Source organism: Neorhizobium tomejilense (assembly GCF_964254135.1).
Classification (GTDB): Bacteria; Pseudomonadota; Alphaproteobacteria; order Rhizobiales; family Rhizobiaceae; genus Neorhizobium; species Neorhizobium tomejilense.
The window spans coordinates 1675703-1692363 of sequence record NZ_CAXUSO020000001.1 but is presented as its reverse complement, the minus strand read 5'-3'; the positions used below and the strand labels follow the sequence as shown (position 1 = coordinate 1692363).

The 16661-nt window shown below is 61.5% G+C and carries 16 protein-coding genes and 2 pseudogenes; 5 read left to right on the top strand and 13 right to left on the bottom strand.

Translation table 11 applies throughout. From position 1 onward, the window contains the following. Positions 1–55: 55 nt before the first annotated feature. Positions 56–1282, bottom strand: coding sequence for an aminotransferase-like domain-containing protein (locus ACSQ3G_RS08755; RefSeq protein ID WP_436109736.1), 1227 nt, complete (start codon positions 1280–1282; stop codon positions 56–58). 166 nt (positions 1283–1448) lie between these two features. Between ACSQ3G_RS08755 and ACSQ3G_RS08750 the strand changes: the two genes are divergently transcribed. Together ACSQ3G_RS08750 and ACSQ3G_RS08745 are read left to right on the top strand one after the other, a co-directional pair. After that, a complete protein-coding gene (locus ACSQ3G_RS08750; protein WP_046599786.1) occupies positions 1449–1658 on the top strand; it encodes an AbrB/MazE/SpoVT family DNA-binding domain-containing protein in 210 nt (69 codons plus the stop codon). After that, on the top strand, positions 1658–2044 hold the full coding sequence (locus ACSQ3G_RS08745) for a type II toxin-antitoxin system VapC family toxin (protein WP_436109735.1): 387 nt from the start codon (positions 1658–1660) through the stop codon (positions 2042–2044). The genes ACSQ3G_RS08750 and ACSQ3G_RS08745 overlap by 1 nt, the downstream gene beginning before the upstream one ends. A 21-nt stretch (positions 2045–2065) precedes the next feature. Here ACSQ3G_RS08745 and ilvC read toward each other — a convergent pair whose 3' ends face one another. Both ilvC and ACSQ3G_RS08735 read right to left on the bottom strand, forming a co-directional pair. Beyond that, positions 2066–3085, bottom strand: a complete 1020-nt coding sequence (gene ilvC, locus ACSQ3G_RS08740; RefSeq protein WP_037082110.1) for a ketol-acid reductoisomerase — start codon at positions 3083–3085, stop codon at positions 2066–2068. Between the two features lie 40 nt (positions 3086–3125). Next, positions 3126–3764, bottom strand: coding sequence for a TetR/AcrR family transcriptional regulator (locus tag ACSQ3G_RS08735; RefSeq protein WP_105403459.1), 639 nt, complete (start codon positions 3762–3764; stop codon positions 3126–3128). A 186-nt stretch (positions 3765–3950) separates the two neighbouring features. Between ACSQ3G_RS08735 and ACSQ3G_RS08730 the strand changes: the two genes are divergently transcribed. Then, a complete protein-coding gene (locus ACSQ3G_RS08730; RefSeq protein ID WP_436109734.1) occupies positions 3951–4313 on the top strand; it encodes a DUF4087 domain-containing protein in 363 nt (120 codons plus the stop codon). A gap of 22 nt (positions 4314–4335) precedes the next feature. Here the strand turns inward: ACSQ3G_RS08730 and ACSQ3G_RS08725 are convergent, their stop codons facing one another. Beyond that, complete coding sequence (locus ACSQ3G_RS08725; RefSeq protein ID WP_105403457.1) at positions 4336–5238, bottom strand: AraC family transcriptional regulator; 903 nt, start codon at positions 5236–5238, stop codon at positions 4336–4338. A gap of 188 nt (positions 5239–5426) precedes the next feature. Between ACSQ3G_RS08725 and ACSQ3G_RS08720 the strand changes: the two genes are divergently transcribed. Next, complete coding sequence (locus ACSQ3G_RS08720; RefSeq protein ID WP_436109733.1) at positions 5427–6473, top strand: NAD(P)-dependent alcohol dehydrogenase; 1047 nt, start codon at positions 5427–5429, stop codon at positions 6471–6473. A 128-nt stretch (positions 6474–6601) separates the two neighbouring features. Here the strand turns inward: ACSQ3G_RS08720 and ACSQ3G_RS08715 are convergent, their stop codons facing one another. From ACSQ3G_RS08715 to pcsA, 5 genes are all read right to left on the bottom strand, one after another. Then, positions 6602–7675 carry a BMP family ABC transporter substrate-binding protein gene (locus ACSQ3G_RS08715; RefSeq protein ID WP_436109732.1) on the bottom strand — a complete coding sequence of 358 codons (1074 nt, stop codon included), beginning with the start codon at positions 7673–7675 and terminating at the stop codon, positions 6602–6604. Between the two features lie 47 nt (positions 7676–7722). Next, positions 7723–8649: an ABC transporter permease gene (locus tag ACSQ3G_RS08710; protein ID WP_436109731.1), complete on the bottom strand. Its 927-nt coding sequence runs from the start codon at positions 8647–8649 to the stop codon at positions 7723–7725. Then, on the bottom strand, positions 8649–9737 hold the full coding sequence (locus ACSQ3G_RS08705) for an ABC transporter permease (RefSeq protein ID WP_436109730.1): 1089 nt from the start codon (positions 9735–9737) through the stop codon (positions 8649–8651). Before ACSQ3G_RS08705 ends, ACSQ3G_RS08710 begins: the two co-directional genes overlap by 1 nt. Continuing rightward, positions 9727–11301 (bottom strand): ABC transporter ATP-binding protein, encoded by a 1575-nt coding sequence (locus ACSQ3G_RS08700; protein WP_436109729.1) that lies wholly within the window; start codon positions 11299–11301, stop codon positions 9727–9729. The genes ACSQ3G_RS08705 and ACSQ3G_RS08700 overlap by 11 nt, the downstream gene beginning before the upstream one ends. 168 nt (positions 11302–11469) lie before the next feature. Next, on the bottom strand, positions 11470–12198 hold the full coding sequence (pcsA, locus tag ACSQ3G_RS08695; protein WP_046667090.1) for a phosphatidylcholine synthase: 729 nt from the start codon (positions 12196–12198) through the stop codon (positions 11470–11472). Between the two features lie 187 nt (positions 12199–12385). Between pcsA and ACSQ3G_RS08690 the strand changes: the two genes are divergently transcribed. After that, positions 12386–13588, top strand: a complete 1203-nt coding sequence (locus tag ACSQ3G_RS08690) for a UbiH/UbiF family hydroxylase (RefSeq protein WP_436109728.1) — start codon at positions 12386–12388, stop codon at positions 13586–13588. On the opposite strand, the pseudogene ACSQ3G_RS08685 reads toward ACSQ3G_RS08690, so the two are convergent. The 4 genes and pseudogenes from ACSQ3G_RS08685 to ACSQ3G_RS08670 form a co-directional block, all read right to left on the bottom strand. Beyond that, a pseudogene (locus ACSQ3G_RS08685) lies at positions 13565–13747 on the bottom strand (AEC family transporter); the annotation flags it as partial. The gene ACSQ3G_RS08690 and the pseudogene ACSQ3G_RS08685 overlap by 24 nt on opposite strands. Positions 13748–13776: 29 nt before the next feature. After that, positions 13777–14966, bottom strand: a protein-coding gene (locus ACSQ3G_RS08680) for an IS3 family transposase (protein WP_255760215.1) whose coding sequence is annotated in 2 segments (ribosomal slippage) — positions 13777–14717 and positions 14717–14966 — 1191 coding nt in all. Because the reading frame shifts where the segments join, the coding sequence is not laid out codon by codon here. A 48-nt stretch (positions 14967–15014) separates the two neighbouring features. After that, positions 15015–15803: pseudogene (locus ACSQ3G_RS08675) on the bottom strand (AEC family transporter); the annotation flags it as partial. Positions 15804–15850: 47 nt separating this feature from the next. Next, on the bottom strand, positions 15851–16609 hold the full coding sequence (locus ACSQ3G_RS08670; RefSeq protein WP_436109727.1) for a cytochrome c biogenesis CcdA family protein: 759 nt from the start codon (positions 16607–16609) through the stop codon (positions 15851–15853). Positions 16610–16661: the final 52 nt, after the last annotated feature.

Sequence of the window (16661 nt, the reverse complement as noted above, 5' to 3'; positions counted from 1 at the left end):
CAACAAAAAAGCCTGCCGTTCTGCGGCAGGCTTTTCCGTCAAAGGCTTCGAAGGCTCAGGCAGCAGCGCGGATCGCGTTGGAGATCAGGCGGCCTAGCCGCTTGATACCTTCGTCGATCATCGCCTCGTCAGCGCAGGAGAAGCTCATGCGCAGCGTATTGGCGTTGCTGCCGTCCGCGTAGAACGCCCTGCCCGGAACGAAGGCGACTTTTTCCGTGGCGATCGATTTCGCCAGCAGTTCTGCACCGTCCATGCCTTCCGGCAAGGTCACCCACACGAACATGCCGCCTTCTGGGCGCGTCCAGGTGGCGGTCTTCGGCATGTATTTGTCGAGTGCCGCCAACATCGCATCGCGGCGCTTGCTGTAGACGGACCTGATCTTGGCGACCTGGGCGTCGAAGCCGCGCGACGCGACATGTTCGATGGCGATCTGGTTGATCGTCGAAGAATGCAGGTCGGCTGCCTGCTTCATCAGTACCAGCTTGCGGATAACCGGCATCGCCGCGACCACGAAGCCGACGCGCAGGCCGGGCGCCAAGGTCTTGGAGAAGCTGCCGCTGTAGATCGTGCGGGTATTTTCGATACCGCCCCGGCGGGCGATGTCGAGCGCCATGATCGGCGGAATGGCTTCGCCGTCATACCGCAGGTGCTGATAGGCGGCGTCCTCGAGGATTGCGATATCGAGTTCGTCGGCAAGCGCCAGCAGCCTTTCGCGGGCCGCCAGGTCGATCGTCTCGCCGGTCGGATTGGAGAAGTCGGCCGAAAGGTAAGCGAACTTGACGGCGCCGCCGGTCTTGGCCGCGGTGTCGCGATAGGCCTCCGGGGTGCGATTGCCGTTCAGCGACAGCTGGTCGTAATTCGGCTCGTAGGCATTGAAGGCCGAAAGCGCGCCGAGATAGGTCGGCCAGGTAACCAGCGCCGTGTCGTTCGGCGACAGGAACAGCTTGCCGAGATAATCGAGCGCCTGCTGCGATCCGGACGTGATGAACACGTTATCGGGCGTGCAATCGATACCGATCTTGGCGACGTCGCGGGCGATCCATTCGCGCAGCGGCTTGTAACCTTCGCTGACGGAATACTGCAGCGCCGCCCCCACCTGGGCGCTGGAAAAAATGTCCGAATAGGCCTCCTTGAAAGCCACGTCCGGAAACAGCGCCGGATCGGGAATGCCGCCTGCGAAAGAGATGATATCGGGCTGGTCGAGCAGCTTCAGCAGTTCGCGGATTTCAGAGGCGCGCATGCGGCTGGAGCGCGTCGCAAAGATTTGTTCCCAATCAAGCACGGGATGTTTCCTCTTATTTCAATTTTCTTTGTCCGAACTTTACACAAAGACCGATAGGTCAGCAAGACTGACCTATCGAGGTAGCTGCGATTTTTTTGGACCATTGTGCTTTACCACGAACCGACCTATCTTACCAATAAGCGATCGATGCGCCGGAGGTAAGATTATGGCAGTTGCGACCTTGTCGTCGAAATTCCAGATTTCCATACCCAAGGAAATCCGTGAAAGGCATAATTGGCAAGCTGGGCAGCAATTTGCCTTCGTTCCAAAAGGAAAGAGCGTCGTTCTCGTCCCGGTGCCGACACGAGACGAATTGCGAGGAATAGCAAAGGGCGCCGACACGAGCAATTACCGGGACAGGGACGATCGGTACTGATGCGCGTTGTCGATAGCTCGGCATGGATCGAATGGCTGATCGACAGTCCTCTGGCTTCTCGCCTGGCAGGCGAGATTCCTGAAACGCACGAATTAATCGTGCCTACGATCATTCAAATGGAAATGTGCAAATGGCTGATGCGGGAGAAGGGCGAGGAATCTGCCGACCGCTTCATTTCCTATACAACCGAATGCCTCGTTGTTGAACTCGGCACCGAAATTGCCTTGGATGCGGCCGAAGTTTCCCGCCGTTTCCAGCTCTCGACCGCCGACGCCATCATCTACGCGACGGCAAGGCTCCTCGATGCCGACCTTCTGACCTGCGACCGGCATTTCGAACACCTGCCGCATGTCACCTATGTTCAGAAATCGGGGGCGGAACGTTAGCTCCACCCCCGAAATTATTGGTTAGTTGACGCTCTTGTCGACCAGCTTGTTCTTGCCGATCCAGGGCATCATGCCGCGCAGCTTGGCGCCGACTTCCTCGATCTGGTGGCTGTCATTCATGCGGCGGATGCCCTTGAAGCGCGAGCCGCCCGCACGGTATTCCTGCATCCAGTCCGAGGTGAACTTGCCGGTCTGAATGTCCTTCAGGACACGCTTCATCTCGGCCTTGGTTTCTTCGGTGATGATGCGCGGACCGGTGACGTATTCGCCCCACTCGGCCGTGTTGGAGATCGAGTAGTTCATGTTGGCGATGCCGCCTTCATAGATCAGGTCGACGATCAGCTTCACTTCGTGCAGGCATTCGAAATAGGCCATTTCCGGCGCGTAGCCGGCTTCGGTCAGGGTTTCGAAACCGGCGCGGATCAGCTCCACGAGACCGCCGCAGAGAACGACCTGTTCGCCGAAGAGATCGGTTTCGCATTCTTCGCGGAAGTTGGTTTCGATGATGCCCGAACGGCCGCCGCCGACGCCGCAGGCGTAGGAGAGAGCGAGTTCAAGCGCGTTGCCCGAAGCATTCTGGTGAACGGCAACGAGGCAGGGAACGCCGCCGCCCTTCTGGTATTCGCCGCGAACCGTGTGGCCCGGGCCCTTCGGCGCGATCATGACCACGTCGACCGAGGTCTTCGGCTCGATGAGGCCGAAATGGATGTTGAGGCCGTGCGCAAAGGCGATTGCGGCGCCGTCGCGGATGTTGCCGGCAATTTCGGCCTTGTAGATGTCGGCCTGGAGTTCGTCCGGGGTCGCCATCATCATCAGGTCGGCCCACTTGGCGGCTTCGGCAACGGTCATCACCTTGAAGCCGTCGGCTTCCGCCTTCTTGATCGTTCCGGAACCGGCCTTGAGTGCGATCACGACGTTCTTGGCGCCCGAGTCCTTGAGGTTCAGCGCATGCGCGCGACCCTGGCTACCGTAGCCGATGATGGCAACGTTCTTGGACTTGATGAGGTTGATATCGGCATCCCGATCATAATAAACGCGCATCGATTTTTCCTTCCCTATGCGTGAGGTCTGTTGATGATTGTCATCGTCCAGCGGAGACGCCGAGCGCGTCCGCCGATTGTTTCTGCGTGCCGTGCAGCGTGAGAAAGGCTGCGACCGCCCTCTCCGCCTGGCGCGCATTGTCCTTGAGGCCGGGCTCGCCGAGCAGCATGCGCACATGCAGGTCGGAAACGATCAGGCCGTAAAGCGTGTGATAGGCGGCATCCGCATTGTCGAAGCGCAGCAGCCCTGCCCTTTTTCCCTGGTCGATCAGCGCCATGGCGCGGCGGTCGATCTGCCGGCGGCCGTGTTCGAGCAGAAGCTTCCCGAGCTTCGATCCTTCCCGAGTCGCCTGGCCGATCGCCAGCCGATTCAGCGCCAGCGAAACGTCGCCGGCCAGCACGACCAGCAGATCGCGGGCAAAAAGTTCGAGATGGTCACGCAGGAGATCGGCGGTCAGCCGCTCGCCGGAACGTTCGAAGGTGCGCACCTTGCTCGCCTGATGGGCGATCATCGCCGCCAGCAGGCCTTCGCGGTCGCCGAACCACTTGTAGAGGCTTTCCTTGGAGCAATTGGCGGCGCGGGCAAGACCGGAGGTGGTCAGCGCCTTCTCGCCGCCTTCCACGAGCAGCCGAAGCGCCTGTTCCAGAACGGCGTTCTGGCGCGGCGAAAATTCGGGCATGTCGGAGGTATCGGCTCTCACGGTTTTAAATCCTTTTGCGTACCGTACGGTACGGTTCTGCTCGTATAAAGCATCCGCCGCCGCCGTCAAGTCCGTTCTTTCAAGGTCCGATCATCAACGATGAAGGTTTTTAAGCTAGACGTTCCCGGAGCCGATACAATCGCCCGAACGATCAGGAGGACATTCATGAACCGGGTATACGGCGCCATTGCCGCCTTCGCTTTTCTTGCCCTTCCGGCCGTTGCCCATGCCGCCGACAACCGTTGCGGCTGGATCCAGAATCCGACGCCCGGCAACTGGTGGCTGGACGACGCTGAGGACACCTGGACGATCCGCACCCAGGGAAGCGAAGATGAGCCCGAAGGCATGGATCTCATCCCGGACATTTCGGAACGCGACTATGTCCGCACCAACGGCAGCTACGGTTACGCCTGCGCCTGCATGAAGGTCGATACGGACGGCGACGGACAGATCACCAAAATCTATTCGTTCAAGCAGCTCAAGCTCGCCCAGTGCCGCAACGACAAGGCGCTGAAATTCCCCGGTTGATCCCCGAGGGTTTTAGGCCTCGCTATTCCGCCGCGGCCAGGATCGCACCCACGTCACGCAGCGGTGATATGCCGTAGAGCCGGCTGTATTCGCGGCTGAACTGCGACGGGCTCTGGTAGCCGACCCGGTGGCCGGCGCTGCCGACATCGAGCCCCTCCAGCAGCATCAGCCGCCGCGCCTCGTGCAGGCGCAGCTTCTTCTGGAACTGCACCGGCGTCATCGCTGTAACCGACTTGAAATGATGGTGCAGTGAGGACGGGCTCATGCCCACGTGGTCCGCCAGGTCCTCGATCCGCAGCGTGCGGTGGAAATTGGCGCGTAGCCAGGCGACGGCGCGGGCGATGCGGTTGCTGCGGCTTTCGGCGGTCGCGATATGAACAAGCCGTGCGCCGTCGGGCCCGCAAAGCACGCGATAGAGGATTTCCTGCTCGATGAGTGGCGCCATGGCCGCTATGTCAGCCGGCCGGTCCAGGAGGCGAAGCAGCCGCGTGGCTGCATCGAGCAATTCCGGAGGCGCGACGTTGGAGACGATGCCGCGCATGGCATCCGTGTCGGAACCAGGCCGTGGAACGTCTACCCGCTCCAGCAGCGCGGACAGGCGGTCCGTATCGATGGCAAGCGCGAAACATAGGTGCGGCACCTCCGGGCTTGCGACAGTGACGCGCGAGGTCACCGGCAATTCGATCGAGGTGAGAAGATAATCGCCAACGCCGTAGGCGATCATCTCGTCCCCCAGCTTGACGCTCTTGGTGCCTTGCAGGACCAAACCGAGGCAGGGCCGGTAGTCCATATAGAGCGGTGCGGTTGGGACCGTCCGCCGGCTGAGCATCAGATTTCCAACGGCTGTGAACACTTCCCCATCCTTCTGAACGTGCCGCGCGGCAATCGAGGCCGCCTCGTGATAGGGATTGAAGGGCAGTGTCATGGAGCCTCCGGAATGAGCAGGTGACCGCTTTTCCTATGCCGACTTGCTCCTGAAACCAACAGGCGAGCGATCACTTTTGCAGGATCGTGCAAAAAGCTCGCAGGATCGCTCTAACGCCGTTGCGAGGTCCGGAGGCATAGTTCGCGCGTCCAATTCCCTCCCAACCCCAACAGATGAATGGAGCTCCCATGGCTATTGCAAAAGGCTATGCCGCGACCGACGCGTCGAAACCATTGACGCCTTTCACCTTCGAGCGCCGCGAACCCAATGACGACGACGTCGTCATCTCGGTGCAGTATTGCGGCGTCTGCCATTCGGACATCCACCAGGCCCGCAACGAATGGGGCAATTCCCGCTTTCCGATGGTGCCGGGCCATGAAGTGGCCGGCGTCGTGTCCGCAGTCGGCGCTGGTGTCACCAAGTTCAAAGTCGGCGACCGTGTCGGTGTCGGCTGCTTCGTGAATTCCTGCATTGGCTGCGCCACCCGCGATCTCGACTACGAACATTTCCTGCCGGGCCTCACCCAGACCTATAACGACGTCGAGGCCGACGGCACGACGCCGACCTATGGCGGTTATTCGGATTCGATCGTCGTCAAGGAAGGTTATGTCCTCTCCTTCCCCGACAATATTCCGCTCGACGCCGGCGCTCCCCTGCTTTGCGCCGGGATCACGCTTTATTCGCCGCTGCGCCACTGGAAGGCCGGTCCCGGCATGAAGGTCGCGATCGTCGGCATGGGCGGCCTCGGCCACATGGGCGTCAAGCTCGGTGCGGCCATGGGCGCCGATATCACGGTGCTCAGCCAGACGCTGTCGAAAAAGGAAGACGGCATGAGGCTCGGCGCCAAGGACTATTACGCCACCAGCGACGCCGAGACCTTCACCAAGCTCGCCGGCACGTTCGACCTGATCATCTGCACGGTCGGCACGGCGATCGATTGGAATGCCTATCTCGGCCTCTTGAAGTTCGACGGCTCGATGGTGCTGGTCGGTGTTCCGGAACATGCAGTCCCGGTCCACGCCTTCTCGGTCATCGCCGGCCGCAAGAGCCTTTCGGGCTCGATGATCGGCTCCATCAAGGAAACCCAGGAAATGCTGGATTTCTGCGGCGAGCACGGCATCACGTCCGAAATCGAGAAGATCAATATTCAGGACATCAACGAAGCCTACGAACGCGTCATCAAGAGCGACGTGCGCTACCGCTTCGTCATCGACATCGCCTCGCTGGCTGCCTGACAGCCCAAAAGGTCGAAACAGAAAGGGCGGTCCACGGACCGCCCTTTTTTATTACGCCGACCATTCTCGGTCGCTGAGATGAGCACGCCGTTCGAAACGATACCGTGATCGTTTCCGGCCGCTTTTCCCTACTTCGGCAGCTTGTCGTCCACGCCTTCGACGTAGAAATTCATGCCGAGCAGGACGCCGTCCTGCGCCTTTTCGCCGGCAGGCAACCATGCGGTGCCGTCCTGCTTGTTGATCGGGCCGGTGAACGGATGCAGTTCGCCCGACTTGATCTTGGCTTCCGTCTCTTCCGCCATTGCCTTCACGTCGTCCGGCATGTTGGTATAGGGCGCCATGGTTAGGATGCCGTCCTTCAGGCCATCCCAGATCTGCTCGGACTTCCAGGTGCCGTCAAGCAGTGCCTGGGCGCGCTTGATGTAATAGGCGCCCCAGGTGTCGACGATGGCGGTCAACTGCGTCTTCGGGCCGGCCGCGATCATGTCGGAGGCCTGGCCGAAGGCGAGGATGCCGCGCTCGGAGGCGACCTGCATCGGAGCGGTGGTGTCGGTGTGCTGGGTCAGGATGTCGACGCCTTGGTCGATCAGCGCCTTGGCGGCATCGGCTTCCTTGCCCGGGTCGAACCAGGTATTGGCCCAGACGACCTTCAGCTTGAAGTTCGGATTGATCGACCTTGCGCCCAGTTCGAAGGCGTTGATGCCCATCACCACTTCCGGAATCGGGAAGGAGGCGATGTAGCCGGCGACGCCCTTCTTCGACATCTTCGCGGCGATCTGGCCCTGGATATAACGGCCTTCGTAGAAGCGCGAATTGTAGGTCGCGAGGTTCGGCCCAGCCTTGAAGCCGGTCGCATGCTCGAACTTCACATCGGGAAATTTCGCGGCGACCTTGACGGTGGCATCCATGAAGCCGAAGGACGTCGTGAAGACCAGCGAGCAGCCGGAACGGGCCATGCGCTCGATCGCGCGTTCTGCATCCGGGCCTTCCGGCACATTTTCGAGGAAGGGCGTTTCGATCTTGGCGCCGAGTGCCTTGTCGAGCTGCTGGCGACCGAGGTCATGGGCCTGGGTCCAGCCACCATCCGTCTTGGAACCGACGTAGATGAAGCAGACCTTCTTCTTCTCCTGAGCCACGGCGCCGGTCGAAAAACCGCCCATCAGGGCGGCCGATGCGGCAAGGGCGATAATCAGTTTCTTCATTTCCTAACCTCTATTGGCTTGAAGACGTTTTGTTTTTGGTTCCGCGGTCACCGGTCGGGGACAAAGGGTTTCCCGAGCGAGGCCGGCGTATTGATGAGCGTCGTGCGACGATTATGCGAAATGATGATCAGCACGACAATAGTCGCCGCATAAGGAAGTGCGGACAGGAACTGCGACGGGATGACGATGCCGAGGTTCTGCGCCACGATCTGCGCGTGCAGCTGGCCGATCCCGACGGCGCCGAAGAGGTACCCGCCGGCCAGAACCCGCCATGGCCGCCAGGAGGCGAAGACGACGAGCGCGAGCGCGATCCAACCGCGGCCGGCCGACATGTTCTCCACCCATTGCGGCGTGTAGACAAGCGAAAGCTGAGCGCCGGCAAGTCCGGCACAGGCGCCGCCGAACATGACGGCCAGATAGCGGGTGCGGATGACGTTGATGCCGAGTGCGTGGGCAGAGGCATGGCTGTCGCCGATCGCCCGCAGCTTCAGCCCGGTCCGGCTCCTGAACAGGAACCAGTTGATGCCGACGACAAGCACGATCGATATGTAGAAGATCAGGTCCTGGCGAAAGAGGACGCGACCGAAAAACGGGATGTCCGAAAGGAACGGAAAGACGATCGGCTGCAGCTTGATGCCCGGCTGGCCGACGAAGGCCTCGCCGATCTGGCCGGAAAGCCCGAGACCGAGGATGGTGAGCGCAAGGCCGGTCGCGACCTGGTTGGCCACCAGCGTCAGCGTCAGGAAACCGAAGAGCAGCGAGAATATCCCGCCGCCCAGAATGCCGGCGAGGATGCCGATATAGGGTGAGCCCGTCAGTTGCGCGGCCACGAAGGCGCAGGCCGCCCCCATGATCATCATGCCCTCGACGCCGAGGTTCAGCACGCCGGAGCGCTCGGTCACCAGTTCGCCGAGTGCTGCGAGAACCAGCGGGGTCGATGCGGTGATGACGGTGAGAAGGATCGCCTCGAACATCAGGCCTTCACCTCCGCCGTTTTGGCACCCGCAAAGATCAGCCGGATCCTGTAGTGGATCAGCGTATCGCAGGAGAGCACGAAGAAGAGCAGCAACCCTTGAAAGACGCGGCTGACCTTGTCCGAAATGCCGATCGACAGCTGCGCCGCCTCACCGCCGAGATAGGTCAGCGCCAGCACGAGGCCTGAAGCGATGATCCCGAGCGGGTTGAGCCGCCCGAGGAAAGCGACGATGATCGCCGTGAAACCGTAGCCCGGCGAGATGACCGGCTGGACATGGCCGATCGAGCCGGAGACTTCCGAAATGCCGGCAAGCCCCGCAAGCGCACCGGACAGCAGCATCGAGAACCACACCATGCGGCGGGCGGAGAAGCCGGCAAAGCGCCCTGCCCGCTCCGACTGGCCAAGCACCGAGACCTCGAAACCCTTCAGCATGAAGCGCATCATGAACCAGAGCGCCACGGCGGCGACGATCGCGAAGATGAAGGCCCAGTGAGCGCGGCCGGACGACAGGATCTCCGGCAGCACCGCTTCGATCTGAAAGCCCTTGGTCTGCGGGAAATTGTAGCCTTGCGGATCGCGCCAGGGGCCCCGCACCAGCCAGTCGAGATAGAGCTGGGCGATATAGACCAGCATCAGGCTGGTCAGGATTTCGTTGGTGTTGAAGCGGGTTTTCAGCAGCGCCGGTATGCCTGCATAAAGCGCGCCGCCGATCATGCCGAGGATCAGCATCAGCGGCAGGATCAACGGCGAGTGCCAGGCCGGATACATGACCGGCAGGATCGAACCGGTGATCGCACCGATGGTGAACTGGCCTTCGGCGCCGATATTCCAGTTGTTGGACCGGTAACAAACCGACAGGCCGACCGCGATCAGGATCAGCGGCGCCGCCTTGATTGCCAGTTCGTGCAGCGACCACACTTCCAGCAGCGGCTCGACAAAAAAGCTGTAAAGCGCGCTGACCGGGTTCTTGCCGAGCAGCCAGAACATGATGGCGCCGAAAAGCAGCGTCAGCGCGAGCGCCAGCAGTGGCGAGAGGACCGAGAACAACGTCGAGACCCGGGCACGCTTCTGGAGCTCAATGCGCATGCGCCGTCTCCGGAATGGGATGGCTTTCGTGGATACCGCCCATCAGCAGACCGATGCGTTCCAAGGTCAGCGTGCCGGCCGGATAGGCCTTGGAGAGACTGCCTTCGGAGATGACGGCGATATTCGTCGCCACCTCGAAAATCTCGTCGAGATCCTGGCTGATCACCACGACCGCCGAGCCCGACCTGGCGAGATCGATCAGCGCCTGGCGGATGCGGCTTGCGGCACCTGCATCGACGCCCCAGGTCGGCTGGTTGACGACGAGTACCGAGGGCTGCCGGTCAAGCTCACGCCCGACGATGAATTTCTGGAGATTGCCGCCGGAGAGCGAGCCTGCCTGCGGATCCTCGCCGCTCTTGCGGACATCCATCGCCTCGCAGATGCGGCGCGTGGCGGAGCGGATCGCGTCGAAGCGGATGACGGAGAAAGCGCCGCCCGAAAGAAAAGCCTTCTTGTCCGACTGGCTGCGGGCGAGCAGGAGATTGTCCGAAAGCGCAAGGGCGGAGACGGCGGCATGGCCGTGGCGTTCTTCCGGCACAAAGCCGGCGCCAAGCAGGCGGCGGCCGTTGATGCCGGTGCGGCCAATCGCCTTGCCCCGGATGCGGATCGCATCGTCTTCGGAGACCGGATATTCGCCCGAGAGCGCATCGAAGAGTTCGCCCTGTCCGTTGCCCGCAACGCCGGCGATCGCCAGCACCTCTCCGGCCCGGACCTTCATGGCGATGTTCTTCAGCGAGACTGCAAAAGGCGTGCGCGCCGGAACCGAAAGATTGCTGACCTCGATGCGGATATCGCCGAGTGCCGCCGCATTGTCCCGATGGACTTCGGCAACGTCGGAGCCGACCATCATGCGGGCGAGCGAGGCCGGCGTTTCGTGGCTCGGATCGCAGGCACCAGTGACCTTGCCATGGCGCAGGACCGTGGCGCGATCGCAGATGCGGCGCACTTCCTCCAGCCTGTGGCTGATATAAAGGACCGACCGGCCCTCGGCCTTCAGCTTGAACAGCGTCTCGAACAGCCGGTCGGCCTCCTGCGGGGTCAAGACCGAAGTCGGCTCGTCGAGGATGATCAGCCTGGGATTCTGAAGCAGCGCCCGGACGATCTCGATGCGCTGGCGTTCGCCGACGGACAGGTCCGCCACATGCGCCTGGGGGTCGAGCGGCAGGCCATATGCCTTGGAAAGCGACGCCGCTTCGTCCGAGATCCTGGCGAGCGAAATCTTCGGGTCGAGCGACAGCGCAATGTTCTCCGCGACAGTCAGTGCCTCGAACAGCGAGAAATGCTGGAAGACCATGCCGATGCCCAGCTGGCGGGCCTCGCCCGGCGAGGCGATCGTCACCGGCGCGCCCTGCCAGAGGATCTGGCCGGCGCTTGGCTGCAGCACACCGAAGAGCATTTTTACCAGCGTCGATTTGCCGGCGCCGTTTTCACCGAGCAATGCGTGGATTTCGCCGGGAGCGATATCCAAATCGATCGCGTTGCAAGCCGCGAAGCTGCCGAAAAGCTTGGTCAAACCTCGAACCGACAGAAGCGGAACGGTCGCCGGACCCTCGGATAACGTCACTGAACCCCCTCGTTCACCGCGTACCTACCTTCTTCGAGGTTTTTCAGGGCAACGCGGCGTATTGACTTTGACGACATCCGGCGATCCCTCCGGACATTCGACTGATATTGATACCGTTTTTGTTGCTTCGCACAACACTAAAGAAAAGGGCGTTTCCGGAACGCCCAACTATTTTCCGAGACTAGGGAAAAGCTGCAGAACGCCGCCAATGCAATAGAGGTAGATGCCGCTCAATACGACGCCGTAGACGACCCAGTCGGGTGTATCGAAATGCAGGAGCAGCGAATAGCCGCCGAGCGCGCACCAGATGAGGCCGACGGCCATATTGAGCGGGCGGAGCCGCTTGACGCGGACGGGATGCAGAAAGTTGATCGGCAGGAAGGTGAGGACAACCGATACGGAGACCACGACCAGAGCCGCCGTGGCGCTTGCATCGATGACGAATAGCGTAAACACGACCATGTTCCAGACGACCGGAAAGCCGGAAAAAAAGTACTCGTCCGTCTTCATGCCCATGTCGGCATAATAAACCGCGCTCGAGACCACGATCGCGCCTGCGGCGACGAAGGACCATGGCTCCCCGATCATGCCGCTCTGGTAAAGCGCGAACGCAGGCAACAGCACGTAGGTCACGTAGTCGATGATGTTGTCGAGCGTATCGCCCGACCAGTTGGGCAGGACTTCCTTGACCCGCACCTTACGGGCGATCGGTCCGTCGATGCCGTCGACGAGGAGCGCCAGCCCCAGCCACCAGAACATGTCGACGAAGCGATGCTCAGCTGCCGCGACGACCCCGAGGAAAGCGAGGAACGAACCGGATGCCGTCAGGAGGTGAACCGAGAAGGCGCGAATTTCGGCATACGGAACTTTTTTGTAATTGAAGATTCGTCTGATCACGCGTCAGTCCCGCCTTTCCCTTATCCGGCGAGATATGCGGCCAATCACCGCGCATTGCAACCGGCTTGGCCCCACCGCAAGACATAGAGCATTGCTTTTTCCATGCTGCGCTGCCGTGCCCCATGGATATGCCCGCCACGAAGCTCTAGATAATCGAGAGTACATTTTGCAGAGCAGGACGACGGACATGCAGCATTTCGAGATTGCCGTGGTGGGTGGGGGACTGGCCGGATCGGTTGCCGCACTGGCGCTCGCGCGTGCCGGCCGCAAGGTGGCGATCATTGCGCCTTCCTCCGAGAAAACCGACGAGCGCACGACCGCACTGATGGACCACTCCATTCGCTTTCTTGAACGACTTGGCGTCTGGGAGGAGATCGCGCCTTCCGCCGCGCCGCTTTCGGTCATGCAGATCGTCGATGGCACCAAGCGGCTGCTGCGCGCGCCGACGGCGCAGTTCCGGGCGCAGGATGTCGGCCTCTACGCCTTCGGCTACAACATACCGAACCGGGCGCTGTCGGAAACGCTGGATGCGGCGGTGGCAGCAGAACGCAATATTACCAACGTCGCCCAAACCGTCGAGACCTTCGATTTCTCGGCCGAAAGAGTGATGCTGACTCTGTCGGACGGCACGATTGCCAGCGCGGATTTCGTCGTGGGTGCGGATGGCCGCCAGTCGAAAGCGCGGGACACGGCCGGCATCGGCGTGCGCCGCTGGTCCTATCCCCAGTCGGCGGTGGTACTGAACTTCGCCCACAGCCTGCCGCACGGCAATGTTTCGACCGAGGTCCATACGGAAAGCGGACCGTTCACCCAGGTTCCCCTGCCCGGCCTGCGCTCCAGCCTCGTCTGGGTGGTGAAGCCGGATGAAGCCCGCCGTCTCGTCGAGCTTCCGACCGAGGAATTGTCGCGGCTGGTCGAAGACCGCATGCAGTCGATGCTCGGCAAGGTGAAGGTCGAAGGCAAGGGACAGGCATGGCCACTCTCCAGCCTGATGGCGGAGCGGTTCGGCAAGGGCCGGCTGGCTCTGATCGGCGAGGCCGCACATGCCTTTCCGCCGATCGGAGCGCAGGGCCTCAACCTGTCGCTGCGCGACATCATCGCGCTTTCGGACCTGCTCGCCGCAACCGGCGACCGTCCGGTCCCTGCGGATGCAGGCGATCGCTTCAACCGGCGCCGCGGCCCGGATATCGTCAGCCGCACGGTCGGCGTCGATCTCCTCAACCGTTCGCTGCTGTCGGATTTCCTGCCCGTCCAGATGCTGCGTGCCGCCGGCCTGCACATCCTCAGCTACGCGCCGCCGCTCCGCAATCTGCTGATGCGCGAGGGGATCGAACCGGGTCGTGGCCTGCGGGCCGTCGTCGATGCCTTACGGAAAGAGATCCGGCGGTAACGCGCCTGAGTTGATGAGGTAAAGCAGCACCGGCAGCGTTGCCACCGATGCGACGGTAATGATCAGGATGCTCGCGGATGCCCTCTCCTGCCAGACGCCGTATTGCTGGCTGATGACAAAAACGTTGGTCGCCGTCGGCAGCGCCGAAAGCAAAGTCGCGGAATAGATCCTGACCTTGCCCCCAAGTTTTATCCAGTTTTGAGTTCGCTCCAGCGGTTTTTGGTTGCTGTATTTGGGGCGGTAGCGGCGGGTTGCGGTGCGGAGCCATTTCGGCTGCGCAGCACCGCATCACGTCGCGGATTGATGGTCTGAGCGAACTCGGCGGGTGTCAGCCAGCCAAGGCCGGAGTGCGGTCGATGATCGTTGTAATCGCTGCGCCAGTTTGAAAGCGCTGATCGAGCGTGGGTCAATGACGAGAAGAGCGTTTCATTCAAGAGCTCGTCGCGCAGCCGACCATTGAAGCTTTCGATGAAGGCGTTCTGGATCGGTTTGCCTGGTGCGATGTAGTGCCAATCGACTTTGGTCCGGTCGGCCCATTGCAGGATCGCGTTGCTGGTGAACTCGCTGCCATTGTCACTGACGATCATCCTGGGTTTGCCACGTTCCTCGATAATCCGATCAAGCTCGCGGGCAACCCGAAGGCCGGAAAGCGAGGTATCCGCGACGAGGCCAAGGCATTCTCTGGTGCAATCGTCGACGACCGTCAAAACCCGGAACCTGCGACCATCGGTGAACTGATCCGACACGAAGTCCAACGACCAACGATCGTTGGACGCCATCGGAACCAGCATCGGTGCTCGTGTGCCTATCGCTCGCTTTCGGCCGCCACGCTTGCGCACCGTCAGCTTCTCCTCGCGATAGAGCCGGAAGAGCTTCTTGTGGTTTACAAGGTGTCCCTCGCGCCTGAGCAGCACATGAAGGCGTCGATAGCCGAAGCGGCGGCGTTCGTGCGCCAACGCCTTCATGCGCTCGCGAAGGCCCTGATCGTCGCTGAGTTTAGTGTCATAACGGATCGTCATCCGGCAAAAACCGATGGCTTTACACGCCCGCCGTTCGCTCATCCCACGTTGGTTCATGAGATGTGCGACAGCTTTCCGCTGGGCTGCGGGCGTCACCACTTCTTTCCCAAAAGGTCTTTCAAAGCGGCATTGTCGAGCATGGCATCCGCCAGAAGCCGCTTCAGCTTCGTGTTCTCGTCCTCCAGCGTCTTCAGCCGCTTGGCCTCGGACACCTCCATGCCGCCAAACTTGGCTTTCCATTTATAGATGCTGGCATCGCTGACACCGTGCTTGCGGCAAAGCTCCGCGACCGGCGTGCCCGCCTCGTGCTCCTTCAGAATGCCGATGATCTGTTCGTCCGTGAAACGGTTGCGCTTCATTCTCTGGTCCTCTCAATGGGCCAGAGCTTACTTCAAAATGGATTATTTCAACGGGGCAAGGTCAATCCAAACGGGATCGAAATTGCCGATCAGCGACAGGACCGCATAGGTGGTCATCGGCAGCACGATCAGCTTGGAGACCGCGATATAGCTGATCTCCACCGGCACGCGCTTGATCGGCCGGAGCGCCAGCGTCACCCCCATGGCAAAAAGCGCACAAGGGGCCGCCGCCTGGGCGAGATAATCGATGAGCCGCTGGAAGGCAGCAGGCGGCTGCACGGCAAATGCCGCGAAGCAGAATCCGAGCGCCGTCGAGATGATGAACGGGTGCAGCACGACTTTCCGGACGATATCGCCGACCACATCGCTGGCTGGGCGTTTGTCGCCGCCGGCCACCGCCATCATCGCAGGCGCGACGATGAAATGCGCAGCGTTCTCGAAGCAGACGATCAGCGCCACCGGCACCGCTGCCGCCTCACCGAAAGCCAGTAGCGCCAGGCCCGGCCCCATATAACCGATATTACCATAGGCGCCGGCAAACGACTGGATGGTGCAATCGACAAACGAATTGCGACGTAAAAAGAAGCCGATCAGGAAGAGAGCGAAGAAGACCAGGTAGGTCGCGCCGATCTCGCCGAAGATGAAGTCGGCCCGGGTCAGCTGCTCGACCGGAGTGCGGGACACGAGCTTGAAGAACAGCGCCGGCAGAGCCGCGTAGATGATGAACGTGTTCATCCAGCCGAGCGCTTCGGCCGGCTGTTTCGTCACTCTCGCGGCCGGATAACCGATGAAGATCAGCCCGAAGAAGGGCAACAGCAATGCAATGATATCGGCCATCGGTTCCCTGCCCGAATGAGCGGGCCATATTGGAAGACGCTTTTCCGTTAGCCGATTTGCATCAGGATTGGAAAGGTCTGCTGGAACCAGATTGCGGCCGAAGTGACGAAACCGAAGATGAAAGCGAGCCCGGTGAGGATCAGGAAGACCCCCATGACCTTCTCGACCATGCCGAGATGGCGGCGGAAGCGGGTGAGGAACCGCATGAACGCACCGGAGAAGCCGGCGGCGATCCAGAACGGCACGGCCAGGCCCAAAGAATAGATGGCGAGCAATGCCGCTCCCTCGCCGACCGTGTCGCGGGATGCGGCGACGCCGAGGATGGCGCCAAGCACCGGGCCGATGCAGGGTGTCCAGCCGAAAGCGAAGGCAAGTCCCATGACATAGGCGCCGGAGAGCGTCGCCGGCTGGCCGCCGCCCTGGAAGCGTGCTTCGCGGGCGAGAAGGCCTATCCGGAAAACACCCAGAAAATTCAGCCCCATGATGATGATGATCAGGCCGCCGAGCTTCGACAGGAGATCGAGATGCTGACGCAGGAGCACGCCGATCGTCGAGGCGCCGGCCCCGAGCGCCACGAAGACGGTGGCGAACCCGAGGGTGAAGAACAATGCCGACTTGAGCACCGCCCGCCGTGTTCCGCCCCCCGAATCGATAACCGCCGCCCCTCCGCCGCCGCGGAACTGCTCGACCGAAATGCCCGCCATATAACAGAGATAGGGCGGCACGAGCGGCAGCACGCAAGGAGAGAGAAACGACAATGCGCCGGCAAGAAGCGCGCTCAGCAGGGATATTTCGGCAATCGACACGTGTGGCTCCGGATGGCGGGCTTCCGGGAGCCCGCGTCTTACGCTTGAGGTA

Coding starts and splice junctions, on each gene's coding strand:
- ACSQ3G_RS08750 (WP_046599786.1), top strand. CDS start 1,449: ATGGCAGTTGCGACCTTGTCGTCGAAATTCCAGATTTCCATACCCAAG.
- ACSQ3G_RS08745 (WP_436109735.1), top strand. CDS start 1,658: ATGCGCGTTGTCGATAGCTCGGCATGGATCGAATGGCTGATCGACAGT.
- ilvC (WP_037082110.1), bottom strand. CDS start 3,085: ATGCGCGTTTATTATGATCGGGATGCCGATATCAACCTCATCAAGTCC.
- ACSQ3G_RS08735 (WP_105403459.1), bottom strand. CDS start 3,764: ATGCCCGAATTTTCGCCGCGCCAGAACGCCGTTCTGGAACAGGCGCTT.
- ACSQ3G_RS08730 (WP_436109734.1), top strand. CDS start 3,951: ATGAACCGGGTATACGGCGCCATTGCCGCCTTCGCTTTTCTTGCCCTT.
- ACSQ3G_RS08725 (WP_105403457.1), bottom strand. CDS start 5,238: ATGACACTGCCCTTCAATCCCTATCACGAGGCGGCCTCGATTGCCGCG.
- ACSQ3G_RS08720 (WP_436109733.1), top strand. CDS start 5,427: ATGGCTATTGCAAAAGGCTATGCCGCGACCGACGCGTCGAAACCATTG.
- ACSQ3G_RS08715 (WP_436109732.1), bottom strand. CDS start 7,675: ATGAAGAAACTGATTATCGCCCTTGCCGCATCGGCCGCCCTGATGGGC.
- ACSQ3G_RS08710 (WP_436109731.1), bottom strand. CDS start 8,649: ATGTTCGAGGCGATCCTTCTCACCGTCATCACCGCATCGACCCCGCTG.
- ACSQ3G_RS08705 (WP_436109730.1), bottom strand. CDS start 9,737: ATGCGCATTGAGCTCCAGAAGCGTGCCCGGGTCTCGACGTTGTTCTCG.
- ACSQ3G_RS08690 (WP_436109728.1), top strand. CDS start 12,386: ATGCAGCATTTCGAGATTGCCGTGGTGGGTGGGGGACTGGCCGGATCG.